Consider the following 25,875-nt stretch of genomic DNA (forward strand, 5'->3'; position numbering starts at 1 on the left):
TGCTGGGGAATTCGGCGATGGTCGGGAGGCCCGGCGGCGTCAGGGCGCCGGAATGGCGGAGCGGAGCGGACTTGCGGCGGCGTCCGGGGCGGGCGCCGCGGTGTCAGGACAGGCCGAGCTCCTTGTCGAGCGCGTCGAAGAGCTCGTCGTCCGTCGCGGAGTCCAGGTCGCTGTCGTCTGCGTTCTGCCGCGACGCGGTCAGGCTGTGCCAGCTCTGCAGGACGTACTGCAATCGCTGGGCGATCTCCGCCGCGTCCGCTGCACTGTCGGCGTCGGCCGAGTGCTGCTTGAGCAGCGCGTCCAGCCGGTCGATCGCCTCCAACGGGCCGGCCGCTTCGGCGGGCCCGGCCGGAGCCAGTTCCGTCAGCAGATGCCGGGCGAGGGCAAGCGGCGTCGGATGGTCGAAGACGACCGTGGTCGGCAGCCGCAGTCCGGTGACGGAGTTGAGCCGGTTGCGGAACTCCACGGCGGTCAGCGAGTCGAATCCCAGGTCCAGCAGCCCGCGTTCGGCCTCGATACGGGCCGGCGAGCCGTGGCCGAGTACCGCGGCGACGTGCTCCCGCACCAGCTCCAGCAGCAGGTTCTCGCGCTCCTCCACCGGAGCGACGGCCAGCTTCCCGGCAAGCGACAGCCCACCCGCCGCCGCGGAGCCGGTTCCGGTCGCTGCCGCCGCGGTCCGCCGCACAGGTCCGGGCACCAGCCCGAGCAGCGGTTCCGGCACCGTGCCGGAGGCCGCCTGGGCCCGCAGCGCGGGGATGTCGATGCGTGCCGGGTAGAGCACCGGCGCGCCGTGCCGGAGCGAGGCGTCGAACATCCGCAGAGCCTCGGCCGGCGCCATGGGCGTGATCCCGGAGCGGCGCAGCCGCGACAGGTCCGCATCGCTCAGTTTCTCGCCCATGCCTCCCTCGTCCCAGAGTCCCCAGGCGAGGGAGGTGGCGGGGAGTCCGAGGGTGTGGCGGTGGTGGGCGAGTGCGTCGAGGAAGGTGTTGGCGGCGGCGTAGTTGGCTTGTCCTGGGGTGCCGGTGAGGCCGGAGATGGAGGAGTAGAGGACGAAGTTGGTGAGGTTGTGGTGGGTGGTGAGGTGGTGGAGGTTCCAGGCTGCGTCGGTTTTGGGGCGGAGGGTGGTGTCGAGGTGTTGGGGTGTCTGGGCGGTGAGGGTTGCGTCGTCGAGTACGCCGGCGGTGTGGATGACGGCGGTGAGGGGGTGGGTGTGGGGGATGGTGTCGAGGAGGGTGGTGAGGGCGTCCGGGTCGCTTGCGTCGCAGGCTTCGATGCGTACGTGGGCGCCCAGTGCGGTGAGTTCGGCGGTGAGTTCGGTGGCGCCGGGGGCTTGGGGTCCGCGGCGGCTGATCAACAGCAGGTGGCGCGTGCTGTGCTGGGTGATGAGGTGGCGGGCGAGGAGGCTGCCGAGGGTGCCGGTCGCGCCGGTGATCAGCACCGTCCCCTCCGGATCCAGAGTGCTCTCTACGTCTTCCTCGCCCGACGTCACCACCGCACGGGTCAGCACGGGCACGTGAAGTGCTCCACCCCGTACGGCGAGTTGTCCGCGACCGGTCGCCACGGCCGCAGGCAGCAGCGCGAGGCCGTCAGGGACGCCGGAGCCGGAATCCGGCGCCAGGTCGACCACGGTGAACAGCCCCGGGCTCTCCGACTGGGCGGTGCGCAGCAGTCCCCACACCGGTGACTCGGCGAGCGACAGAGCCTGCGGCTCGGGCCCGGCGGCGACCGCGCCCCTCGTCACCACCAGCAGACGCGCATCGGCCAGCCGTTCGTCGGCCAGCCACTCCTGGAGCACCGCGAGGGCGGCGTGAGCCGATTCATGGGCGGCCGCCGGAAGTTCGCCGTCCGCTGCGGGCCAGGGCAGGACGACCACCGGGGGCGGCTGTACGCCCGTGTCGAGCGCGGCCCGCAGACCGGACAGGTCGGCGTAGACCGCACCGGCGCCGAGCTCATCGGCGATGCCGGTGCTGGGACCAGGACCGGGAGCGTCGTCGCCGATAACCGCCCACGAGGACGTGGGCGCGACGGCGCCGTCGTCCGCCCGCTCGGCAGGCAGGGCCAGCCATTCAAGTACGTACAGCGGATCACGGGCAGGCGCGGTGGCAGCCAGACTGCTGAAGTCCACGGCACGCAGCACCAGTTCACCGACTGTGGCAACGGGCGCACCCGCGGGGTCGGCGAAGGTCAGGGTTGCGGTGTCCTCGCCGGTACGGCGCAGCCGTACCCGCAGCTGAGTGGCACCGCCGGAGTGCAGAGCGATTCCCGACCAGCTGAACGGCACCCGCAGCGGCGCGTCCGGATCGGCGACGAGCAGTGGGTGCAGGGCTGCGTCGAGGAGTGCGGGGTGGAGGGTGTGGTGGGTGGTGTCGGTTCCTTCGGGGAGGGTGATTTCGGCGTAGAGGTCGTTGCCGTCGTGCCAGAGGGCGGTGAGGCCTTGGAAGAGTGGTCCGTACGCGTAGCCTCTGGCGGCGAGTTCGTCGTAGGAGCCGGTGAGGTCGACGGGTTCGCCGGGCGGTGGCCAGGCGATCTCCTCGGCGGGAACAGGGGTGCTGACGAGAGCACCGGCGGCATGCCGCGTCCACGGCTGGTCATCGTGTGCGTCCGCCGGGCGGGAGTGCGCGGTGAACGGACGGCGGCCCGACTCGTCGGCGGAGTCGACCGTCAGCTGGAGGTCCACGGACGCCTGCCCGGTCAGCACGAGCGGTGCTTCAAGGGTGAAGTCCTCGACAGTGGTGGTGCCGGTGTGGTCCGCGGCGTGGAGGGCGAGGTCCACAAAAGCGGCGCCGGGGAGCAGGGTCGTTCCCGCGACGGCGTGATCCGACAGCCACGGGTGCGTACGCAGCGAGATACGGCCGGCCAGCACAAGGCGGTCGCCCTCGGCCAGCCGTACGACCGTGTCGAGCAGCCCGTGATCCGCACCGGCCTGGCCGACGGGCGACTGACGCGGCGTGAGCCAGAAGTGCCCGTGCTGGAAGGGATAGGTCGGCAGGCCGTCGGGGTGGGCGGGGGTGTGCGCGGGCGTCCAGGCGGCGGGTGTGTGGCCGGTGGTGTGGAGGCGAGCGAGTGCGTCGGTGAACGTGCGCGATTCGGGTGTGTTCTTGCGGAGCGCGGCGGTGAGAGTGGCGGGGGTGGTGAGGGTCTGCTGGGCCAGGGCGGTGAGGATGCCGTCGGGCCCGAGTTCGAGGTAGCGGGTGACGCCGTTGGTGTGCAGGGTGCGCAGGTTGTCGGTGAAGCGGACGGTGTCGCGGATGTGGCCGGTCCAGTAGCCGGGCGTTGTCGGATCTCCGGTGGTGATCAGGGGGATCGCCGGGGCTTGGAACGTCACATCGGCGATGGCCTCGCGGAACTCGTCGAGCACGGGCTCCATCAGCGGAGAGTGGAAGGCGTGGCTGACCTTCAGACGACTGGTGCGGCGCCCCTGGGCGGTGAAGTGCTCCTGGACCACGAGCGCGTCCGCCTCGTCGCCCGAGATGACGGTGCTGTCGGGAGAGTTGAGCGCCGCGATCGCGAGCTGAGAGGTCAGGTGCGGGCGTACCTCGTCCTCGGTTGCCTGGAGGGCGATCATGGCGCCGCCGACGGGCAGTGACTGCATCAGACGGCCCCGCGTGGAGACGAGCCGGGCGGCGTCATCGAGAGAGAGAATGCCCGCCGCGTGGGCGGCCGCGATCTCACCGATCGAGTGGCCGGCCAACTGGTCGGGCGTGAGGCCGTGGTGTTCCAGCGTGCGGTACAGGGCCGTCTGGAGGGCGAAGAGGGCGGGTTGGGTGTACTGGGTCTGGTTCAGCAGATCCGCGTCCTCGCCCCACACCACGTCGCGCAGCGGCCGGTCGACGTGGGGGGTGAGGGCGTCGAAGGCGGCGTCGAGCGCTTCCGCGAACACCGGGTGTGACTCGTAGAGTTCGCGTCCCATGCCCAGGCGCTGGCTGCCCTGGCCGGTGAAGAGGAACGCGGTCTTGCCGGTGGTCGCGGTGCCGGTGACGAGGCCGGGGGTGTCGGCCCCCTTCGCGAGAGCGTCCAGTCCGCCCAGCAGGTTGTCATGGTCGGCCGCGGTGATGACGGCGCGGTGGTCGAAACGGGCACGGGTGGCCAGTACGTCGGCGACCTGCGCCGGTTCCGTCTGCGGGTGCTCGGTGACGTACGCGGCCAACTGCCGTGCCTGATCGCGCAGCGCGTCCTCGGTCTTCGCCGACAGCAGCCAGGGCAGGTCCGCAGGCTCCCGTACCGGCTCAGCCGCTTCGGGGGCCTGCTCGATGATGACGTGCGCGTTGGTGCCGCTGATTCCGAAGGAGGACACAGCGGCGCGGCGTGGTCCCCCGCCGGTACTGTGCCACGGCCGGTTCTCGGTGAGGAGTTCGACGGTGCCGTCGGACCAGTCGACGTGGTCGGTGGGCTGCTCGGCGTGCAGGGTCTGTGGCAGTACGCCGTGGCGCATGGCCATCACCATCTTGATGACACCGCCGACACCGGCCGCGGCTTGCGCGTGTCCGATGTTCGACTTCAACGAGCCGAGCCACAGCGGGTGTTCGGCGTCGTGGTGCTGTCCGTACGTGTTGATCAGGGCCTGTGCCTCGATGGGGTCGCCGAGGCGGGTACCGGTGCCGTGTGCTTCCACCGCGTCCACCTGGTCGGCGGTCAGCCGGGCGTTGGCGAGGGCCTGCCGGATGACGCGTTCCTGGGAGGGGCCGTTGGGGGCGGTCAGGCCGTTGCTGGCGCCGTCCTGGTTGGTGGCGGTGCCGCGGATGACCGCGAGAACGGGGTGGCCGTTGCGCTCGGCCTCCGACAGTCGCTCGACGAGGAGCAGGCCGACGCCTTCGCTCCAGCCGGTGCCGTCGGCGGTGGCGGAGAACGCCTTGCACCGTCCGTCCGGGGAAAGGCCCCGCTGACGGCTGAACTCCACGAACGTGCCCGGCGTCGCCATCACTGTCGCGCCGCCCGCCAGGGCCAGCGAGCACTCGCCCTGCCGCAGCGCGTGGGCCGCCAGATGCAGGGCCACCAGCGACGACGAGCACGCCGTGTCCACCGTGATCGCCGGGCCCTCGAGCCCGTACGTGTACGCGATCCGGCCGGACACCACACTGCCGGTGTTGCCCGTCAGCAGGATGCCCTCCAGCTCCTTCGGCATCAGCTGCACGGGCGGCGCGTAGTCGTGGTACATGGTGCCGGTGAAGACGCCCGTGTCGCTGCCGCGCACCTCGGCCGGGTCGATGCCGGCCCGTTCGAAGGTCTCCCAGGCGGTCTCGAGGAGCAGCCGCTGTTGCGGGTCCATCGCCAGGGCCTCGCGCGGGCTGATGCCGAAGAACGCGGGATCGAACTGGCCCGCCCGGTAGAGGAATCCACCCTGGTTCGTGCTGGACCTGCCGATGGCCTCGGGGTCGGGGTCGTAGAGGTTGTCCAGGTCCCAGCCGCGGTCCTCGGGGAACCGGCCGATGGCGTCGGTGCCCTCGGCGACCAGTCGCCACAGGTCCTCTGGCGAGGCGACCCCGCCCGGATAGCGGCAGGCCATACCCACGATCGCGATGGGCTCGTAGTCCGTGGCCGTGGTGGCCCGTACGGCCGGTGCCGCAGCCCTCTTCCGGGCGCCGCCGTCTGTCAGCCGTTCCCGCAGATGGCTCACCAGAGCCCGCGGAGTGGGGTAGTCGAAGACCAGCGTGGCCGACAGCCTAAGCCCGGCCGCGGAGTTGATCCGGTTCCGCAGTTCCACCCCGCTCAGCGAGTCGAAGCCGAGATCCTTGAAACTGGCCGAGACGTCGACCCCGTCCGCAGAGGCATGGCCGAGCACGGCGGCAGCTTCCGCACGGACCACTTCCATGACGGCGCTGTCCTGCTCGGCCTCGCCGAGTCCGGCCAGCCGCTCGGCGATGCCGCCGTCTGCGCCCGCGGCGGAGGCGCCTGCCCGGCGCAGCGGCGCACGGACCAGACCACGCAGCAGCGGTGGCACTGCCCCGGCCTCCGCGCGGGCGCGCACCGAGGCCAGATCCAGCCGGGCCGGTACGAGCAGCGGCTCAGGACGGCCGAAGGCCCTGTCGAACAGCGCCAGACCGTCGTCCTCGGACATCGCGGCAACACCGGAGCGGGCCATCCGCGCCAGGTCGGAGCCGCTGAGCTTCTCGCCCATGCCTCCCTCGCCCCAGAGCCCCCAGGCGAGGGAGGTGGCGGGCAGGCCGAGGATGTGGCGGTGGTGGGCGAGTGCGTCGAGGAACGTGTTCGCGGCCGCGTAGTTGGCCTGTCCGGCCGCGCCGATCAGCCCGGACACGGAGGAATACACGACGAAGGCGGACAGGTCGAGATCCAGGGTCAGCTCATGCAGATGGAGCGCCGCCTCGGCCTTCGGGCGCAGCACGGCGTCCAGCCGCTCCGGAGTGAGCGCGGTGACCACGCCGTCGTCGAGCACACCGGCCGTGTGCACGACGGCGGTCAGCGGATGCGCCTCGGAGACGGTCGCCAGCAGGGCCGCGACAGCGTCGCGGTCCGCGGTGTCACAGGCTTCGATACGTACAGACGCACCCGACTGAGCCAGCTGCGCGGCCAGTTCGGCCGCACCTGGGGCGTCGGTGCCGCGGCGGCTGGTGAGCAGCAGATGCCGTACGCCGTGCTCCGCGACCAGATGTTCGGCCAGCAGCTTCCCCAGCCGGCCGAACGCGCCGGTGATCAGTACTGTCCCCTCCGGCGCGAGCGGCCGCACTTCCCGGGGATCATCCTCGACCCTGACCAGACGAGGTGTCCGCACCTCGCCCCCGCGCACCGCGGACTGAGGTTCGCCGGACGCGGTGACGGCACGCATCAGACGCAGCGACTCGGGTGTGCCGTCGTGGTCGACGAGCACGAAGCGGCCCGGATACTCCGACTGTGCCGTGCGCAGGAGTCCCCAGAGGGGGGACGCGACCAGCCCGGCTGCCGCCGTATCCGGTTGACCGGACACGGGCAGCGCGCCGGCGGGTACGGCGTTCCGCGTCGGCACCAGCAGACGGGAGTCCGCAAGCCGCTGGTCGTCCAGCAACGCCTGGACGGTGGCGAGGGCGTCGTGCGCGGCATGACGTACGGCGACGAGCAGGCCGTCGTCGAGGGAGGACGGCGACGGTACGGCGCCGGGCGCGTACACCGCGACATCCGGAGCTGCCGCGCCCGCGTCCAGCGCGGCACGCAGCGCGGCAACGTTCTCGTACGCGTCGGCATCGAGCACGGCGGCCAGTTCCCCGGCCTCCGGACCGGCGCCGAGCACTGCCCAGCGGCCCTCCTCCGCGGCCGTCGGATCCACCTCGGACGCCTGCCAGGCGACGGTGAACAGCGGATTCCGCCGGCCGGTGCCACGCAGCTGCTCGGCAGAGGCCTCACGCAGCACCAACGACTCGATCTTCGCGACCGGTGCGCCCGTGGGGTCGTCGAGCCGCAGTGTCACGCCGCCCTCTGCGGACGGCACCGCGCTGACGCGCAGCCGGGTGGCGCCGACGGAGTGCAGAGTGACACCGCCGAAGCTGAAGGGGAGCAGCCCCTCGGCACCGTCGACGAGCGGGTGGAGGGCGGTGTCGAGGAGTGCGGGGTGGAGGGTGTGGCCGGCGGGGTCGGTTCCCTGGGGGAGGGTGATTTCGGCGTAGAGGGTGTCGTCGTCGCGCCAGGCGGCGGTGAGGCCTTGGAAGGTGGGGCCGTAGGTGTAGCCGTTGGTGTCGAGGCGGTCGTAGATGTCGGTGAGGTCGATGGGGTCGCCGGGCGGTGGCCAGGCGATGGGCTCCTGGGTGGCCTGGCTGTGGGTGAGTGTGCCGGTGGCGTGCTGGGTCCAGGGCTCGGTGTCGTCGGTACGGGAGTGGATGGCCATGGCCCGCCGGCCGTTCACGTCCGGCGCGTCCACGGTCACTTGGAGCGAGACGGCCGTGCCGGGGTACAGGGGGAGAGGGGTCTGAAGGGTGAGGTCCCCCACCGTGCCTGTTTCTGTGTGGCTTGCGGCGTGGAGTGCGAGGTCGATGAAGGCGGTGGCGGGGAGGAGGGTGGTGCCGGCGATGGTGTGGTCGGCGAGCCAGGGGTGCGTACGGGTCGAGATCCGGCCGGTGAAGACGAGTTGGTCGGTGTCGGCGAGGGTGATGAGGGCGCCGAGGAGGGGGTGGCCGGGGGCTACCAGGCCGGCCGAGGTGACGTCGGATGCGGCGGTGGTGGGGGCGAGCCAGTAGTGCTGCCGTTGGAAGGGGTAGGTGGGCAGGCTGCCCGGATCACTCGGCGTGCGGTCCGGGTTCCAGGTGGTGGGGGTGTGGCCGCTGGTGTGGAGGCGGGCGAAGGCGTCCGTGAACGTGCGTGGTTCTGGGGCGTTCTTGCGCAGGGCGGGGGTGAGGGTGGCCGTCGTGGTGAGGGTTTGCTGGGCGAGGGCGGTGAGGGTGCCGTCGGGTCCGAGTTCGAGGTAGCGGGTGACACCGGCCTGTTCGAGATGCTGGATGCCGGGGTGGAAGCGGACGGCCTGGCGGATGTGGCGTACCCAGTAGTCGGGGGTGGTGAGGTCGTCGCCGGTGGCGGGCAGTCCGGTGACGTTCGAGATGACCGGAATGGCCGGGGGACTGAAGGCCAGTCCCGACACTGCTGCGCGGAACTCCTCCAGTACGTCGTCCATGTGGGGGGAGTGGAAGGCGTGGCTGACCTTGAGGCGGGTCGTCTTACGCCCCTGCGCGGCGAAGTGTTCCTGGATCTTCAGCGCGTCCGCCGCGTCACCGGAGACGACCAGCGATCCGGGGGCGTTGAGGCCCGCGATGCCGACCTGCGGAGTGAGGTGGGGCAGTACCTCGTCCTCGGTTGCCTGGAGCGCGATCATGGCGCCGTCGTTGCGGGCGGACTGCATGAGACGGCCGCGGGCGGCGACCAGAGCGACGGCGTCGTCCACCGAGAAGACACCCGCGACATGGGCGGCGGCGATCTCACCGATCGAGTGGCCGATCAGGAAGTCCGGCGTCAGCCCGTGGTGTTCCAGCGCCCGGTACAGGGCCGTCTGGAGGGAGAAGAGGGCGGGTTGGGTGTACTGGGTCTGGTTCAGCAGATCCGCGTCCTCGCCCCACATCACCTCGCGCAGCGGCCGGTCGAGGTGGGAGTCGAAGAGTGCGCAGATCTCGTCCAGCGCGTCCGCGAACTCTACGTGTGATTCGTAGAGTTCGCGTCCCATGCCCAGGCGCTGGCTGCCCTGGCCGGTGAAGAGGAACGCGGTCTTGCCGGTGGTCGCGGTGCCGGTGACGAGGCCCGGTGCGTCGGTCCCTGAGGCGAGAGCGTGCAGTCCGGCCAGCAGGGTGCCGCGGTCGTCCGTGGGGATGACGGCGCGATGGTCGAAGCGGGTACGAGCCGCGAGTGCCCCGGCCGGTTCGGTGTCGGGGTGCTCGGTGACGTACGCGGCAAGCTGCCGTGCCTGCTCGCGCAGCGCGTCCTCGGTCTTCCCCGACAGCAGCCACGGCAGGTAGGCCGACTCCCGTACCGGCTCAGCCACTTCAGGTGCCTGCTCGATGATGACGTGCGCATTCGTGCCGCTGATCCCGAACGACGAGATGCCCGCCCGCCGCGGCCGGTCCCCGTCCGGCTCCCACGGCTGCGCCTCGGTGAGGAGCCTGACGGTGCCGTCGGACCAGTCGACGTGGTCCGTGGGCCGGTCGACGTGCAGCGTCCGCGGCAGTACCCCATGTCGCATGGCCATCACCATCTTGATGACACCGCCGACACCGGCCGCGGCTTGCGCGTGTCCGATGTTCGACTTCAACGAGCCCAGCCACAACGGCTGTTCGGCGTCCCGCTCGCGGCCGTACGTATTGATCAGGGCCTGCGCCTCGATCGGGTCGCCCAGCGTCGTGCCGGTGCCGTGCGCCTCCACGGCGTCCACCTGGTCCGGAGTCAGCCGTGCCGCAACGAGCGCCTGCTGGATGACGGCCTCCTGGGAGGGGCCGTTGGGGGCGGTCAGGCCGTTGCTGGCGCCGTCCTGGTTGGTGGCGGTGCCGCGGATGACCGCGAGAACCGGGTGACCGTTCCGTTCGGCGTCCGACAGGCGCTCGACGAGGAGCAGGCCGACGCCCTCGCTCCAGCCGGTGCCGTCGGCGGTGGCGGAGAACGCCTTGCACCGTCCGTCGGGAGAAAGACCCCGCTGACGGCTGAACTCGACGAACATGCCCGGGCTGGCCATGACCGCGGCCCCGCCCGCCAGTGCCAGCGAGCACTCGCCCTGCCGCAGCGCCTGGACGGCCAGATGCAGGGCCACCAGCGACGAGGAGCATGCCGTGTCCACGGTGAGCGCAGGTCCCTCAAGGCCCAGGGTGTACGCGATACGGCCCGAGGCCACGCTGCCGAGCTGCCCGGTGAGCAGATAGCCGTCGACGCCTGCCGTCGCGTCGGTGAGCCGCGGGCCGTACTCGAGCCCGTACGTACCGGCGAAAACGCCGGTGTCGCTGCCGCGCAGCGCGGCGGGGTCGATACCCGCCCGTTCGAAGGTCTCCCAGGCGGTCTCGAGCAGCAGCCGCTGCTGCGGGTCCATCGCCAGGGCCTCGCGCGGGCTGATGCCGAAGAACGCGGGGTCGAACTGGCCGGCTTCGTACAGGAATCCACCGTGGTCGGTCAGGGACTTGCCGACCGCCGCCGGGTCCGGGTCGTACAGGTTCTCGTCCCAGCCCCGGTTCTCGGGGAAGGCGCCGATGGCGTCGGTGCCCTCGGCGACCAGCTGCCACAAGTCGTCGGGTGAGGTGACGCCTCCCGGATAGCGGCATGCCATACCCACGATCGCGATCGGCTCGCCAGGGGCAGCCGTCACCGGCCGTCCGGTCTTCTGCGCCGCGGCCGCGTCGTAGAGCAGGGTGTGAAGGTGTGCGGCGAGCGCCTCTGGCGTAGGGCGGTCGAATGCGACGGCGACCGGCAGGCTCACGCCGAGCAGCCGCGCCAGCCGGTTGCGCAACTCGACGGCGGAGGCCGACTCCAGACCCAGGTCGCGGAAGGTCTGCCGGGGTTGGACCGGGTTGCCAGGTGCGGCCGTGAGCACTCCCGCGGTCTGCTCCCGTACGACATCCAGCAGCACCTGCCGCCGGCGCTCCGTGGACAGGGAGTCCAGTTCCGCGCGCAGTGCGGTGAGCGGCTTCACGCCGTCGATGTCGTCGCCCCCGGTCTCGTACTCGGGCAGCTCCAGACGTACCGCTTCCCCGCCATCCGGAGTGCCGCCCGGAACGTCGCCGGAAGCCGAGTCCTCAGCCGGCTTTGCCAGGTCGACCGGCACGCCGTGTACGTACAGTTCGGCGAACGCGGTCAGCAGAGCCGTCTGCCCGTCCCGCCCCCGCACCAGCGAACCGGTCACCACCGCGCTGTCCGCCCGGCCCGAGTCCTCCAGAATGTCCTCGACCGCCATCTTGAGCACCGGATGCGGGCTCGCCTCCAGGAAGGCCCCGTGGCCGTCGGCGAGAAGCGCGCGCACGGCGGACTCGAAGAGCACGGGGCTGCGCAGCTGGTGTGCCCAGTACCCGCCGTCCAGCTCCCGGGTGTCCAGCCGCTCGCCGCGTGCCGTCGAGTAGAACGGAATACGGGATTCTTCCGGGCGTACCGTCCGCAGGCCCTCGACGAGCCGGTCCATGATCGGGTCCACCTGCTGTACGTGGACGGGGAAGTCGGCGCGGATACGGCGGGCCCGTATCCCCTCCGCGCCCAGCGTCTCCAGCAGTTCGACCAGGGCGTCCTCGTCGCCCGAGACGGTCACCGAGCCGGGACCGTTGACCGCGGCGATGCCCAGGCGGTCCCCCCAGGGAGCCAGCCGGGTCCGCATCTCATCGGCGGGCAGCAGAACGGCGACGATGCCCCACCGGCCCGAGCGCTCCTCGGTGAGGGCAGTGCCCCACACCGCCGCGATCCGCAGCGCGTCCGGCAGCGACAGCGCTCCGCAGGCGTGCGCCGCGGCCATCTCGCCGATGCTGTGCCCGACCACCGCGACCGGTTCGACGCCACGGGACCGCCATACCGCGGTGAGCGAGACCATCACGGCGACCAGGGCGGGCATCACCACCGCGGCGGACTCCAGCGGCGGCGCATCCTTCGCCCCCCGCAGCGCATCGACCAGGTCCCAGTCGACCAGGGATGCCAGCGCCTCGGAGCACGCCTCGATGCTCTCCCTGAAAACCTTGGAGCCGTCGAGCAGGTCGACCGCCATCCCGTCCCAGTGCGCGCCGAAGCCCGGATAGACGAAGACGGCGCCGTCGGCGCCGCCGGAGTCCGCCGCCCGGCCCTCGCGCAGCCCCTCGGCGGCGGCCTCCTCGGCCCCGCCGGCCGCCAGCGCGCGCAGCCCCGCCAGCAGTTCGGCGCGGTCCCGACCGAGAAGCACGGCCCGCTGTCCGGCGGCCCGGTCCGCGGCCACCAGAGCAGCGGACGCCGCCGCGGGCGACAGGGCGGGGACAGAGTCCAGCAGCTCCGCCGCGGCCGCGGCACGCGCACGCAGCGAAGCGGGTCCGGGCGCCGATACCGGCCACAGTACGACGGGATTGGGTACAGCAGTCATCGTCTACCGTCCGAATTTCGGTTCCGCAGGAGTCACAGAAGTCGCAGAGATCGCAGAGATCGCAGAGATCGCAGAAGTCGCAGAAGTCGCAGAGGTCGGAGAAGTCACAGGGGTCAGAAGCAGAAGGGTCGGCAAGCAAGCAGAAGAGTCCGCAAGCAAGCAGCAGGTTCGGCAAGCCGGCAGAACGCCTTCAGAGCCGGACGGCGCCGCCGGCGGTGAGCAGCGAGGAGAGCAACCGGAGCACGATGGCGGGGGACGACCGGTGGAAGAAGTGGCCGCCGGGCAGTGTGAACACCCGGCAGTCGGCGGTGGTGTGGCGCGCCCACTCCTTTGCCAGACGCGGCGTCACCAGCAAGTCTCCGGCTCCCGCAAGCACCTGGATCGGAACCGACAGCGGCCGATGACCAACGGCCGGCTCTTCGCCCGGGCCGAGGCGGCTGTGCGCCAGCCGCAGATCGTCGCGCAGCAGCGCGACGGAGAGCCGCAGCCAGTCCGGGTAGCGCAGCACCAGCTCCGGAATCCCGCCCAGACCGGTCATCCATGCGGTCAGCTCGTCGTCCGACAGCTGCTCAGGCGCGGTCTCAGCGCGCGGGGCGTGCGGCGGCGGGCAGGCGCCCACCAGCAGCTGCTTCGGCAGCGGCCGGCCGCGGGCGAGCCGCCGCCGCGTCAGCTCGTAGGCGATCAGGCCACCCATGCTGTGCCCGTACAGCGCGTACGGCTGGTTCATCAGCGGGTCGAGCGCCTCGTCCAGTTCGTCGAGCAGCCTGCCGAAGTCGTGCAGCCTCGGCTCGCGTGTGCGGTGCTCGCGCCCCGGCAGCTGAATCGGCACCACCGCGACCGAACCGCCCAGCCGGGGCTGCCAGTCGGCGAACGACGAAGCCGCTCCCCCCGCATGGTGGAAGCAGAAGAGACGCAACGGCGCGGAACCAGGATCCGGCTGCCGGGGCAGCAGATACGGCGAGGGGCTGGGCGGTGCGACGGCGCCGGCCGCCCCGCCCGTGCCGCCCCTCATGTCTCCACCTTCCGCACGGAGAGCTCGTAGATGTCGCGCAGGCTGGTCGCCTCGAGCACCTCCGGCATGGATACCCGCTGCCCGGTCTCCCGCTCGATGGCCGTGAGCAGTGTCAGCAGGTGCAACGAGTCCCAGCCGGGCAGCTCGTCGAAGCCGCTGCCCACGCTCTGGGGCGTCAGGGACAGCCCGATCTCGCCGTGGACGAGAGAGAGGAATTCTTCGATGGTCTTCACTGGTGCAGCCCTCCCAGGCTCTGGGTCAGCCGGATGTGCTCCGGCGGCTCGGCGATCTCCGCCAGGTCGTGGCGGAACGTGGTCGCGGCGCCGTCGGTCCCTTCAGCCTCCGGCCGGAAGCCGTTGCCGGGGTAGAAGTCCTTGACCTTGCCGTTCTTGGCCGTCGGCCGGTAACTGGCGCGCACGGCGCGCAGGCCCTGCTCCCGGGCGTGCAGCAGTACCGCGGAGAGACAGGCCTGCTCGATGCCGCGGGCGAACACCCGGCAGCTGAGCAGGAAGTTGTCGATGAGGAGTTCCTCACCCTCCCGGTGGGCGAGTACGGCACCGACGATCCCGTTGTCGCCGAAACGGTCGCCTGCGCGGATGGTGAGCACCAGCGAGCCCGGGGCGGCCGCCCGCTCGCTCACCTCGGCCGGCTGCAGCCGCTGGGTGGTGAGGTTGAACTGGTTGGTGCGCAAGGTCAGTTGGGACACCCGAGGGATCTCGGGACCGGTGGCGTCCGCGAGGCGCACCTGGACGTCCAGCTCCAGCAGATAGTCGTCCAGCGACGAGAAGCTGTGCAGGAAGTCCTTGCGGTCCAGCTCCTCGCGGTAGCGCTCGGGCCGCTTCAGATCGTCGGCGGTGATGTCCCGTACGTCGAACCAGCCGTCCCGCAGCAGCTTTTCGACGTGCAGCGCCGGGTCGTCGTCCAGTCTCAGGACGGCCACGTCCGGCAGCTCACGCGCGACCAGACCGCACTCGTACGGGCTGTCGTCGGCGAACACGAAGCTGTCGACGCCGAGGTTGAGCTCCTTGGCGAGTTCCTGCAGATTGTCGTGCTTGGGACGCCAGTTGGCGATGACGCGTACGAAGTCCTCCTCGCGCAGCGTCATGTCCGGGTGCGTACGGAGCACCTCGCGAACCGGGTCGAGGTCGTTCTTGCTGACCGCGGCGAGCAGCACCCCTTGCGAGGCGATCTGCTTCGCGGCCTTCTGCAGCCCGCGGAACGCCTCGCCGCGGTAGCTCTCGGCGACCTCGATCCCCTCGATGCCGTCGTCGCCGAGGATCCCGCCCCAGACCGTGTTGTCCAGGTCCAGCACCAGGCACTTCTTCGCGCGCCCCGACGTCCCGCGCAGCAGGTGCGCCACCTCACGGGCGTACTCCGCCTGCGCCTGCCCGGACAGCTGCGTCTTGGTGTAGACCCCGAGCCGGGCGTCGCGCAGCGGCAGGTCCCCGCCGATCACCGGGTCCAGGTCGAGGACGGCCAGCGCCGGATGCTCGTCCATCAGACGCAGCAGTCGCGCGTTCGCCTCACGCCACAGGGCGCCGAGGCGGGCCCGGTCGTGCAGACCGACCAGTTGGGCCGACCAACTGCGGGGCAGTGGGAGCGTGTTGAACACCAAGGTGCCGTGACCCACGCTCTCGAAGACGGTGGCGAGCTTGTCGAGCAGTTCCAGCTTCTGAGTGAAGACCAGGCGCACGTCGTCCGGTGTCCACGGCACCGGCACCTCGTCGAACACCACCGAGGCATCCAGCAGGCACACCACCGCGTCCGGCTTCGCCGCGTACAGCTCGCTCCCGGAGGCCGAGAGGTCGAAGACATAGCTGTCGAAGTCGGCAACGTGGGACTTCAGCAGCAGGCCGTGTCTGGCCAGTTCGGCGGTCAGGGGCGCCACCAGGCCGGACACCGTGCCGTGCCCGGTGAACGCCACCGACACGGCCGGGGCGTCCGGGTGCTCGTCGAGCACGGCATCCGCGCCGACACGGGCCAGCAGATTTCCCGCCCGGCGCAGCTCGTCCGGACCGCCTTCCCCGGCGATCGCGTCGACCAGCGCCCGCACCCGCGGGTACTCGGCGGCAATCAGGCCCCGTGCGTGCAGCGACTGCAACGTGTCGTCCGTCTTCTCGACCATCCCCAGCTCTCCCCGTACGTCGGGTACGACGCGGGTCATCGTTGGGGAGCTGTCTAAAGCGGCCCTAACAGCGGTCTAGCGGCTGCCTGCGGCGTCGGCGGTCGGCTTCGTGCCGCGTACGTCCTGCCGTACGTCCTGCCGTACGTCGTGAGACAGCGGAACCGTGACCGCGGTGGCCACCAGCCCCGCACCGGCGTACCACCTGCCGTGGAACGCCCCGACCGGATCTCCTTCCGGCGTACCGTCCCGGCCCACGACAAGCCGTGCCTCGAAACGGCCGTGCTCGGTGAAACGCACGACGGCGTCGGTGAATTCGAGCGCCAGCCCGAGGTGTGGATACGTGGCCTTGTACACCGCCTCCTTGGCGCTGAACAGCAGCCGCTCCCACCTCACCTGTGGACGGCGCGCGATCAGTGACCGCACCATCGCGCGCTCCTCGGGACGCGCGACCGCTTCGAGCAGACCCGGCGGGAGCGGCAGAGCCGGTTCCGCGTCGATGCCCAGCGAGGCGACATCGGCTGCGCGGGCGACCACGGCGGCCCGGTACCCGTCGCAATGTGTGATGCTGCCGACCACTCCCTGCGGCCACAAGGGTGCCCCTCGGTGATCCTGAAGCAGCGGCCCCGGCGGCACGCCCAGCCGCGTCAGCGCGCGTCGCGCACACTGCCGCGCGGTGGCGAACTCGTTGCGCCGGGACGGCACGGCGCGCACGACCAGCGCCGCCTCCTGCGGATGGAGCGGAGCCGGCTCCCGGTCGTCGAACGCCTCCATGCAGCTGACGGCATCCGGCACCAACGTACGGATCATCGAAGAGCCTCCAAGCGTGATCGTCGAACTCTTCCGACCCTGCGCGCCGCACCATTAGGGAGTCTTAAGGGGCGGTTTGGACCGCCCGCCTAGACCTTGGCCTCGCACAACGGCGTGACCGGTGGTTCGACGAACAGGAACCACCGGGACGACCGCGATCCCTTGGGAGGAAAACATGGCGAATGCCATCACCGCAGAGGTGGAGTTCGACCTCGACCTGGACCTTGAGGCCATGGTTCAGGACTCTCCGGCGATGGAGGCGAAGTCCTTCACGGGAACGGGCACCTGTCTCTCCTGTCCGGTGACCTCCTGGCACTGCTGAGCAGTTGGCCGGAGCCGGGCGGCACGGCGGGACACCGCCGTGCCGCCCGGCGCGCCACCACCATGCCCAGCGAATCGCGCAGACGGACCGGGGACAGACACGTGCGGATGAGCAGCCACACCGAATTCGAGGCCGCCGGGACGGCATTGCTGCGGGCGGCCGTTCTGCCACTGCCCTGCGACGACGTGCCCGAAGACAACCCCGAGGACAACCTCGAAGACCACCCCGAGGACAACCCCTCGAGGCCGCGCGTCCCCGCCGGGGCGGGTCCCGGTGACGAGGCCACTTTGCGGGCGGAGGCCGAACGCCTCGCCGCCGACCCGGCGTTCATGGCGGCCGTGCGGCTGGCCAGCCCCAGCCTCGCCGATGACGTGAGCAAGCTGCTCGCGGGTGAACCGCTCAAGCGCAAGAGACTCCGCCGCGTCGTGATCTCCCTGGTCAAGTACCGCCTCCGCATGACGCACCGGCCCACGCCCTTCGGCTTCTTCGCGGGAGTGGCCCTCGCCGGGGTCGGCCCGTCGCCCGTACGGGAAGTGGGCACCGGCCACCGGACTCTGAGCCGGCCGGACGCGGCCTGGCTGGACGGCGTCCTCGCCACCGTGCTCACCGCACCGGGCATCCGGGAACGGTCCCGGCTCGCCGCCAATCCGCTGCGTACGGTCCGGGACGGCCGACTGGTGCTCGTCGACCACCACGACGCCACCGGATCCCGGCGGCTGGCCCACTCGGTGCGCCTCACCGCGGTCGTCCAGTACGTCCTGGAGTGCGCTGCCGATCCCCTCGCCTGGAGCGAGCTGGTCCAGCGGCTGTCGGACCGCTTCCCCGAAGCGTCCAGGGACACCGTGGTGCGCACCGTAGCGCAGCTCGTGCAGAACGGCTTCCTGCTCAGCGACCTTGTGCCGCCGCCGGACTGCACCACCCCGCTGGACCATGTGCTCGACCGCCTCCACGGCCTGGACCACCCCGTGCCGCATGCGCTGGCCGGCATCCGGGCAGCGCTGTCCGAGCTGGACGCCGCGTCGCCGGCCGAACGCGGTCCGACGCTGGGCGCGGTGACCGCCCGTATGCGGGCGCTGCATCCGGCGGACGACTTCGTTCAGTCGGATCTCGGGCTGGACGCGCGGCTCGTCCTGCCGCCGGAGGTCGGCCGGGAGGCCGAGCGGGCGGCCACCGCACTGTGGCGGACCTCGCTCATCCGGGCGGGCAGCCCGCAGCTGCGTGACTACCACCTCGCCTTCCTCGAGCGGTACGGCACCGACCGGGCCGTACCGGTGCTCGAACTCCTCGACGAAGGACGCGGTCTCGGACTGCCCGAGGCCTACCGCCGGGGTCTCGCCGACGCCGCCGCCACACCCGAGCCGCACCCGCGGGCCCTCCACCGCGACCAGGTGCTGGGTGAACTGCTGCTGGCCGCCGGCCGGCGGAACACCGCAGAGGTCGAGCTCGACGAAGAGACGCTGACCGACCTGGCCCCGACCGACCCACGGCGGACCCCGCCATCCCTGGAGCTGGGCGCCGAGGTCGTCGCCGACAGCTGGCAGGCCCTGTGCGCGGGCGACTTCCGGCTCGTCCTCGGAGCGAACCCCGGCTCACCACTGGCCGGCGCCACCTTCAGCCGGTTCGCTCCGGTGCTCGGCGAGCATGCCGTGCGTGTCCGGGACGTGATCCGGCAGGGCCAAGGGGCCCCTGCCGAGGGGGAGCTGACCGCGACCGTCGCCTACCGCCCCCGGGTCGCCCGTTCCGCGAACGTGGCCACCGTTCCCCAGTGGCTGCCCCACCGCATACCGCTGGGCACAGCTCCCGCCGCCGCGGACGGTGTGACGGACCTGCGACTGGAGGACCTCGCCGTCCACGCCGACCTGGACGGCCTGAGGATGGTGCACACCGCGACCGGCCTGCCGGTGCGCCCGGTGTCGTATTCGATGCTCAACCCCAGCAGCGGCCACCTCCCGCACGTGGCACGTTTCCTGCTCGACATCGGCCACGAAGGGCAGGACTGGTGCACTCCCTGGAACTGGGGCGCCTGGGCCTCCGCCCCCGCCTTGCCCCGCGTGCGGTACGGCAGGACCGTACTGTCGCCCGCCCGCTGGCTCTCCGACCGGGCACTGCGGGACGCGGCCGCACGGACCGAAGGGGGAGCCGAGGCCTGGCGCGAGGAGGTCGCGCGGTGGCGGCAGCGCTGGGGCATCCCCAGGCACACCCTGCTCACCAGGGCGGACAACCGCGTCGCCGTCGATCTCGACGATCCGCTTCATCTCCTGGTCCTGCACGAGGAGTTGAAGCGCCCGCAGGGCCTGCTGGTCGTCGAACGGTACGGCGGTCCCCGGGCCACCGGGTGGTTCGCGGGCCCGGACGGCGCCCACGCCTGCGAGTTCGTCTTCCCGCTCTTCGCCCGGCGGCCCGTATCCGCCCCGCGGGTTCAGGCAGCCCCATCGGCTGAGGCGCCGACGCCGGTTCAGGCGCCGACGCCGGTTCAGGCGCCGACGCCGGTTCAGGCAACCCCATCGGCTGAGGCGCCGACGCCGGTTCAGGCCCCCGCGGCGGTTCGGTCCGCTCCCGCCCGTGACCGCGCGCTGTGCGCCAGCATGCCGGGAGGGGAGTGGCTGTACGCCAAGATCTACGTCCCCGACGCCCTCCAGCAACAGGTGCTCTCCCAGCACTTCCCGCAGCTCACCGGCTCCTCAGAGCTGTGCGCCGCCAACGCCGACACCTGGTTCTTCCTGCGGTACGCGGACCCCGACCCGCATCTGCGCCTTCGCTTCCACGGCAAACCCGACGGGTTGTGGCCGGTCCTCCTGCCCGCGCTGCGGGACTGGGCAGAGGAACTGCGGGACGCGGGACTGGCCGACCGGCTGGTGCTGGACACCTATGACCCCGAGATCGAACGGTACGGCGGACCAGCCGCCATGGGGCATGCCGAGCGGGTCTTCCACGCGGACAGCGCCGCCGTGCTCGGTCACCTGGCCACCCCGCCGGCCGGCGGCTCCGAAATCGCCCCGGTCACCCTGGCGGCGCTCGGCATCCTCGACATCCTCACGCGACTCGGCTCGGCCGATGAGGCCCTGGAATGGCTCGGCGACGAGCGTTTCCTGGCCCGGCGCTCCGATGTGCCACGCCTCACGAAGGAAGTGGTGGCCGATTCACTCGACCAGTACGACAGGCCACGCCCCCCGATGCCGGGGACGCCCGATCTCGCCGGGGCATGGGCCGCCCGCGATGCCGCGCTGACCCGGCTGCGCGATGTCCTGGCCACCGTCCCGCCCGGGCCCGGGCGCCGCGCGTCGGTCGCGATGAGCCTGGCGCACATGCACTGCAACCGGCTCCTCGGCCCCCGTCGCGAAGAGGAGGTCCTCGCGCATGTGACTGCCCGGGAGGGCCTCGCGCTCCGCCTGAGCAGGAAGAGGCACGGCCGATGACCCGTCTGCAGGACCGGTGCGACACGGCGCGCGAAACCGTGCACACCGTCGCCGAACTGCTCAGCGACCCGGGCCGGGTGGCCCGTACCAGCGGCCGGGCATTCGCCGATGTGCCCAGCGCGCTGATGCTCCCCGGCTGGCAGCCGGCATCCGTGCTGCTCGGCCACGCCGGGATCAGCATGCTGCACACCCGCTGCGCCCGCGACGACGCCCGGTGGTCCCCGGTCGCCCACGCTCACCTGGCCGCGGCTGTCGCAGCGGCCCCGCAGACGGGACCCGCCGCGGCCGGGAACCTCATCCTCCCCGCCCTGCTGCGCGCCGCCGACACCGGGGGCTACGCACGTCTGCTGGCTCGCAGCGCCGCACTGCACGCCGACTTCACCGAGCACCGCCTCGCCCGCCTCCGGCAACGCCGGAACGAGCGACCCGGCCTGTCGTACCTGGACTACGACGTGATAGCAGGCCTCGCAGGCCAGGGCCGCGCCCTCATGCTGGCCGCCGACCACGGGGACGAGCAGTGCGCGCGGGTACTGACGGACGTACTCGGCTTCCTTGTCGCGCTGACCCACCCGCTTGACGTCAACGGCAGTGAGGTGCCCGGCTGGTGGTGCGCCCCGGAAGGCTATGTGGTCCCCCGGGACCGGGAAGCCTTCCCCGGCGGCGACTTCAACGTCGGCGCCGCCCACGGCATCTGCGGTCCGCTGGCCCTGCTGTCCCTCGCCCACCTCGCCGGCTATCGCGTGCCGGGCACCCTCGACGCCGTCCGCCGGATCACGGACTGGCTCCGGGAGTGGGCGCGCGTGGACGACCGGGGCGTGTCCTGGCCGGGGCGCGTCGCCTTCGACGAGGAGACCTCGACCGCGCGGCCTGCCGGGTCCGCTGCCCAGGCGAGTGCCCGGCCGGGCTGGTGCTACGGGACGTCAGGCATCGCCTGGACCCTCTACCTGGCGGGACAGGTCCTCGCGGACCGTGAGGCTTCCAGCCTGGCCGTCACCGCCATGAAGGGCATCCTGCGCCGGCCGCTGGACGAGCTGACGGGAGAGGACCCGGGCTTCTGCCACGGCCTGGCCGGTGTGCTCCAGGCGGTCGTGCGCCTGGCAGTGGAGACGAGTGACCCGGAGCTGTGGCAGGGCGCCGACCGCGCGGCGGACGCACTCGTGTCCGCTCTGCGCCCCGATTCCGCCTTCGGCTACCGCCAAGTGGTCCGATCCGGCGCCGAATTGACCCGCCTGGACAGCCCCGGCGTGATCGACGGCGCAGCCGGCGTCGCTCTCGTCCTGACCTCCTACGCCGATGCCCGCCGGGGCCGCCTGCTGGGCAAGGACGCCTGGGACGCGGTGTTCCTCATGAGCTGACCGGCGTTACCGGCCTGTGGGCTTGACCAGGCCGGGCGGCGACCTGGTCAAGCCCCCGAGAACCCTCGTACGTCGAGAGCTCTCAGCCGTGCGTCAGGCGGTGTGCAGCGTCAGCCCGTACCGCCAGAGGATCTCGTTCACAGGCTGGAACCAGATCTCGCCGCCGCTGCCGCAGTTGCCCCAGCCGCCGGAGGTCACGCCCTGTGCCTGGTCGCCGCTGATGAACGAGCCCCCGGAGTCGCCGGGTTCGGCGCAGACGTTGGTCCTGGTCATCTGATGGACCGCGCCCTGGCTGTAGTTGACGGTCTCGTTCTTGCCCAGCACCGTGCCGCAGTGCCAGTGGGTGGTGGACCCGGAGCGGCAGATCGAGGCGCCTACCGGGGCCTCCGCCGAGCCGCGTACGAGCTGGTCGGGGACGGTGCCCCAGCCCAGCACCACCGGCACGGTCCACCAGCCGTGGCCGATGCCGACGTAGGCGTAGTCGTCACCGGGGAAGGACGAGCCCTGGAAGGTGCCCATGCCGGAGCCGTCCCAGCCGCGGACGAAGTCGCCGGGCCTGCCGCAGTGCCCGGCCATGACGAAGCCGCCGTGGACCGAGAAGCCGATGGAGCAGCGGACGTTGCCCGTGTAGTACGGGTCGCCGCCCACGGTTCCGGCGGCGAAGGTGGCCGGTGCCTGGCCAATGGCCGCTTCGACCCGCACCGGCCCGGCCCAGCGGGCGCGGTCGACGAAGGCCCGGACATCGGCGTCGTCGCGGCGGGATGCGACGACGCCGACGACGATCTGGTTGGCCCGCGGGTCGACGTGCCAGCCGCTCACCCCGCGCGGCGCGCCCTGCGCGGAGTGCGCCGCCTGCTGGTCGATGCGCTCCTTGGCCGCGTCCAGCTCCTTCGCGCTGTGCTGTACGAGCCGGACCGCCGCGCCTGTCCTCCGTACGGCCGAAGCACTGCCGCGACTGGTGACGGCGACAGTCAGTCTGCCGGTGGTCGCGTCGAACCAGGAGCCGCCGTACGCGGCGCCCGCGGCCCGTTCCGCCTTTCCCTGGAGGGCGGTTGCTGCCCGCTCCTGCGCGAGCCGCTCGCGTGCCTGCGGCTCGGTGAGGCCCAAGTCCCGCTGCATGGCGGTCAGCAGACCGGCCGAGAGCCGGGGCTGGGGGGCCGCGGCGGCGGGGGTGAGCGACGCCCCGCCCCACGCGCCGAGGACGAGCAGCGCGGTCATGCCGATGCGTAATCCGAAGGTGCGTCTCACTGATGTGCGTATCACTGTGGTGAACCCTTCTGTCGTTTCCTGTGGGTTGATGGCAAGTCAGTCTTCCGAGAGCGCTCTCAGAACGCTGCGCGACGCACCCCGTAGAGGCTGCTCGTAGGGGCTGTTAGACCCCCGGCAGGGACGGTGGAGACTCCATCGGAGGAGCCACCATGGGTGGGAACTGGCCCTGCGTCTTGGCAACGTTGTCAAGATGGATGGAGCTGCCTGGCCGGCCAGCCGCGAGCCGTGATGCTGCCGGGCGCCAGCAGGGAGACGGGAGGTATGAGAGCCGCTCGCTTCGGCACCGCGGCGGCGTCGAGGGCGGCGTGGCCGGTGAGCGCGACGGGGCCGAGGGCGAGGGCGGCCGTCTGGAGGAAGTGGCGTCGGTTGAGCGGCATGGGGGGGCGCTCCTGCCGTTGACCTCGGGGGGACGGGGGCTTGGGCTTGCGCGTGTACGCCGATGAGCCGTCTGCAACGTTGAAGGGAGGGGCAGTTGGCATGACAGCACAGGCCTCAGCCTCTGTCCAGATGCATGACAAATCGGGGGCGGGCGAGGGCCTCGCGGTAGCCATCGCGCTGCTGGTTCTTCCCGCGTCTGCGGAGAAGGGGCGGCCGATGAGCGCGGTTAGCGCCGTCTCCACCGCGACAGCGTCCGCGTTCGCCGCCCCCCACCCGATGGGTGGTCACCCCGGCCGAGAGACCGCCGGCCATACCGGCAGCCAAGAGGCCGGGGAGACCACCTCCCGGATTTCCGCCAGAGGGTGGATCGACTGACGGGTGGTCGGAGCGTTCCGGGCGGCAGCCCCTCACATTCTTCGTGTGATGAGAAAGGGAAGCAGCGTGAGGATTTCGCCGACAGCCGTCGGCGCCAGCGGGACGCTGTGCAAGCAGGCGGAGGCAATGTCAAGGTGGCGACTGGCCTCGTCCAGGGTGGCGGAGCGCCCGCCGGCTTCCTCGATGAGTTCCGCGGCGTGGCGGACAGTGACCTCGTCCAGCGCAGACGGAGATTCCAGGAGCGCGGTGAGGCGCGGGGCGGCAGGGCTGTTCGTGGTCAGTGCGGCGAGGACGGGGAAGGTCTTCTTCCTCCGGCGCAGATCACTGTGAACAGGTTTGCCGGTGACTTCGGGGTCTCCCCACATGCCGAGCAGGTCGTCGACCGCCTGGAATGCCACGCCGAGGTGCTGCCCTGCCTGGGCGAGGGCGGTGACGGTGGACGACGGAGCTCCGGCGAGTACGGCGCCCAAGGCGGCGGCGCAGCCCAGGAGGGCACCGGTCTTGTGGTCCGCCATGGACCGATACTCGTGCAACTGCACGGCATGCGGGCCTGTCCAGGGGCGGGCTTCGAAGAGCAGGTCCTCCGCCTGACCGTGTACCAGATTGTTCAATGCCTCGGACAACTTCCGTATCGCGGCGCCACTGTTGGCGTTCTGCGATGTGGCCAGCGTTTCCAGGGCGAGGGCGAACAACGCGTCTCCTGCGAGAACCGCAGGCCCGGTGCCGTACGCCTTCCATACGGTCTCCCGCTGCCGACGCGTTTCGTCGCCGTCCATGATGTCGTCGTGCAGGAGCGAGAAGGTGTGGATCAGCTCTACGGCCACCGCGCCGGCGACGGCGCTCTCGCCGGGCGAGCCTGCGGCTTCGGCGCAGAGCACGGTGAGGGCCTGGCGAACGCCTTTGCCATGAGCACCGGATCCGGGCTTGCCGCCCACCTCGCACCAGCCCAGGGAGAACGCGGCCATCTCGCGGGGCCAGGGGTGGAGGCGTTCAATGGCCGCGGCCAGGGCCGGCCGCACGAGTTCCCGGCAGCGGGCGAGGATCTGCGGTGCTGTCGGCTGTGGCGCGGTCGGGTGCGGTGCGGTCGACCGCGGTGCCGTCGAGTGCGGTGCCGTCGACTGCGGTGCTGCCTTCACGTCGCTGGCCGCCATTGGCAGGGTCATCGCAGACCGCCCCTCTTGCCCATCCCGGGGGATGTGGGCGGTATTCCGAGGTCGGCCCGGGCCTTGTCGGCCATGTCGCGGGCATGGTGCAGACCGATCCGGTCGAGGTCGAGGCGCAACTCGTCCAGATCCGCGGCCGTCTCCGCCTGGTCCCGCCCTAGATGGGCGAGTGTCTTGACCAGCCCCAGTCGGGCCAGCGCCTCGCCACGCGGCTCGCTGATGGCGCGGAACTCCGCCAAGGTCTGTTCGTACGCCTGCTGAGCCTCCTCGTAACGGCGGGCGCGGAAGAGCACGTTGCCGCGCATCTTGTGGTTGTAGGCCAGAGCACTGGTCAAGTGCATCTCCTGGCAGATGAGTTCCGCTTCGGAGAGCAGACCCAGGGCGCGATCGGGCTCGTCGTCCCGTGCGGACACGATGTCGGCGATGCCGCGCAGTGCCCACGCCCGGCCCCGCCTGTCGTCTGCCTTCTCGGCTATCTCAGCCGCTTCTTCGAACATGGCGAGTGCGGTGTCGTACGAGCCGGTGTTCCGGTGTATTTGCGCGATGCCCTCCAGTGCCCACACTGTGTGCCGGGCCTCGCCGCGCCGCCGGGCCTCGGCGAGCAACTGCTCGTGAAGGACGCGGACGGCCTCGTAGTCACCCTGGATCCGGCCGGTCTCCGCCATCCCCGCGAGCGAGTAGCCCCGGGCTACGACGTCACCACCGCGCTCGCCCATTTCGGCGGCGAGCCCGAGCAGGCGGCGGGCCAGAGCCAGGGCGCCCCGCTGACGGGCCAGCGTGCCGCCGCTCCACAGCGCCCATGCCATCGCCCCCAGGTCACCGACCGAGCGCGCGGTGCGGTAACTCGCCTTCCATGCCCGATCGGCCTCCTTGACGTGACCCAGGCGGCGATGTGCTTCCGCGACGGCAAGCCCGGACCGCGCGACCTCCTGCAGGGAACCCGAGAGCTTGGCCTCCCGCAACTGCTCGGTCCCCTTGGCCAGTACGTCGGCCAAGGAGGCGTTCACCGACATTGATTGGAGGGCGCCTTGATATTCGGCGGCGAAGGCCTTGCTGTACATGGGTGCCTTTCTGCTTTCCGGGCTCTGGCCAGGGGGCATGAGAGTTCGTGAGCGAGCAGGTCAGAAGGGGGTGGTCGTTGCAGAGGACTTGATGAGGCAGGCGACTATACACAGCGT

The 25,875-nt window shown here is 71.4% G+C and carries 13 protein-coding genes; 4 read left to right on the forward strand and 9 right to left on the reverse strand.

Annotated features, from left to right (window positions below):
- Window positions 1-103: 103 nt before the first annotated feature.
- The 5 genes from QFZ67_RS25715 to QFZ67_RS25735 form a co-directional block, all read right to left on the reverse strand.
- Window positions 104-12,475 (reverse strand): SDR family NAD(P)-dependent oxidoreductase, encoded by a 12,372-nt coding sequence (locus QFZ67_RS25715; RefSeq protein ID WP_307663436.1) that lies wholly within the window; start codon window positions 12,473-12,475, stop codon window positions 104-106.
- A 190-nt stretch (window positions 12,476-12,665) separates the two neighbouring features.
- Entirely contained in the window at window positions 12,666-13,487 is an 822-nt protein-coding gene (locus QFZ67_RS25720; protein WP_307663437.1) for a thioesterase II family protein, read from the reverse strand.
- Window positions 13,484-13,720 carry an acyl carrier protein gene (locus QFZ67_RS25725; protein WP_307663438.1) on the reverse strand — a complete coding sequence of 79 codons (237 nt, stop codon included), beginning with the start codon at window positions 13,718-13,720 and terminating at the stop codon, window positions 13,484-13,486. Before QFZ67_RS25725 ends, QFZ67_RS25720 begins: the two co-directional genes overlap by 4 nt.
- Window positions 13,717-15,651 carry an HAD-IIIC family phosphatase gene (locus QFZ67_RS25730; protein ID WP_373430125.1) on the reverse strand — a complete coding sequence of 645 codons (1,935 nt, stop codon included), beginning with the start codon at window positions 15,649-15,651 and terminating at the stop codon, window positions 13,717-13,719. Before QFZ67_RS25730 ends, QFZ67_RS25725 begins: the two co-directional genes overlap by 4 nt.
- Before the next feature lie 36 nt (window positions 15,652-15,687).
- The gene (locus QFZ67_RS25735; RefSeq protein ID WP_307663439.1) at window positions 15,688-16,419 is read right to left on the reverse strand and encodes a 4'-phosphopantetheinyl transferase; all 732 of its coding nucleotides are present in this window, start codon (window positions 16,417-16,419) and stop codon (window positions 15,688-15,690) included.
- Between the two features lie 175 nt (window positions 16,420-16,594).
- On the opposite strand from QFZ67_RS25735, the gene QFZ67_RS25740 reads away from it, so the two are divergent.
- From QFZ67_RS25740 to QFZ67_RS25750, 3 genes are all read left to right on the forward strand, one after another.
- Window positions 16,595-16,741, forward strand: coding sequence for a hypothetical protein (locus QFZ67_RS25740; protein WP_307663440.1), 147 nt, complete (start codon window positions 16,595-16,597; stop codon window positions 16,739-16,741).
- A gap of 107 nt (window positions 16,742-16,848) precedes the next feature.
- Window positions 16,849-20,157, forward strand: a complete 3,309-nt coding sequence (locus QFZ67_RS25745) for a thiopeptide-type bacteriocin biosynthesis protein (protein ID WP_307663441.1) — start codon at window positions 16,849-16,851, stop codon at window positions 20,155-20,157.
- Window positions 20,154-21,512, forward strand: a complete 1,359-nt coding sequence (locus QFZ67_RS25750) for a lanthionine synthetase C family protein (protein WP_307663442.1) — start codon at window positions 20,154-20,156, stop codon at window positions 21,510-21,512. The genes QFZ67_RS25745 and QFZ67_RS25750 overlap by 4 nt, the downstream gene beginning before the upstream one ends.
- 93 nt (window positions 21,513-21,605) lie before the next feature.
- Here QFZ67_RS25750 and QFZ67_RS25755 read toward each other — a convergent pair whose 3' ends face one another.
- Complete coding sequence (locus QFZ67_RS25755; RefSeq protein WP_307665962.1) at window positions 21,606-22,730, reverse strand: S1 family peptidase; 1,125 nt, start codon at window positions 22,728-22,730, stop codon at window positions 21,606-21,608.
- 236 nt (window positions 22,731-22,966) lie between these two features.
- The gene (locus QFZ67_RS25760; RefSeq protein ID WP_307663443.1) at window positions 22,967-23,158 is read right to left on the reverse strand and encodes a hypothetical protein; all 192 of its coding nucleotides are present in this window, start codon (window positions 23,156-23,158) and stop codon (window positions 22,967-22,969) included.
- 130 nt (window positions 23,159-23,288) lie between these two features.
- Between QFZ67_RS25760 and QFZ67_RS25765 the strand changes: the two genes are divergently transcribed.
- Entirely contained in the window at window positions 23,289-23,534 is a 246-nt protein-coding gene (locus QFZ67_RS25765) for a hypothetical protein (protein ID WP_307663444.1), read from the forward strand.
- A gap of 32 nt (window positions 23,535-23,566) precedes the next feature.
- Here QFZ67_RS25765 and QFZ67_RS25770 read toward each other — a convergent pair whose 3' ends face one another.
- On the reverse strand, window positions 23,567-24,697 hold the full coding sequence (locus QFZ67_RS25770; protein ID WP_307663445.1) for a polyprenyl synthetase family protein: 1,131 nt from the start codon (window positions 24,695-24,697) through the stop codon (window positions 23,567-23,569).
- On the reverse strand, window positions 24,694-25,758 hold the full coding sequence (locus tag QFZ67_RS25775) for a tetratricopeptide repeat protein (RefSeq protein WP_307663446.1): 1,065 nt from the start codon (window positions 25,756-25,758) through the stop codon (window positions 24,694-24,696). The genes QFZ67_RS25770 and QFZ67_RS25775 overlap by 4 nt, the downstream gene beginning before the upstream one ends.
- Between the last annotated feature and the right edge of the window lie 117 nt (window positions 25,759-25,875).

It is taken from the genome of Streptomyces sp. V1I1, from assembly GCF_030817355.1.
Taxonomy (GTDB): Bacteria; Actinomycetota; Actinomycetes; order Streptomycetales; family Streptomycetaceae; genus Streptomyces.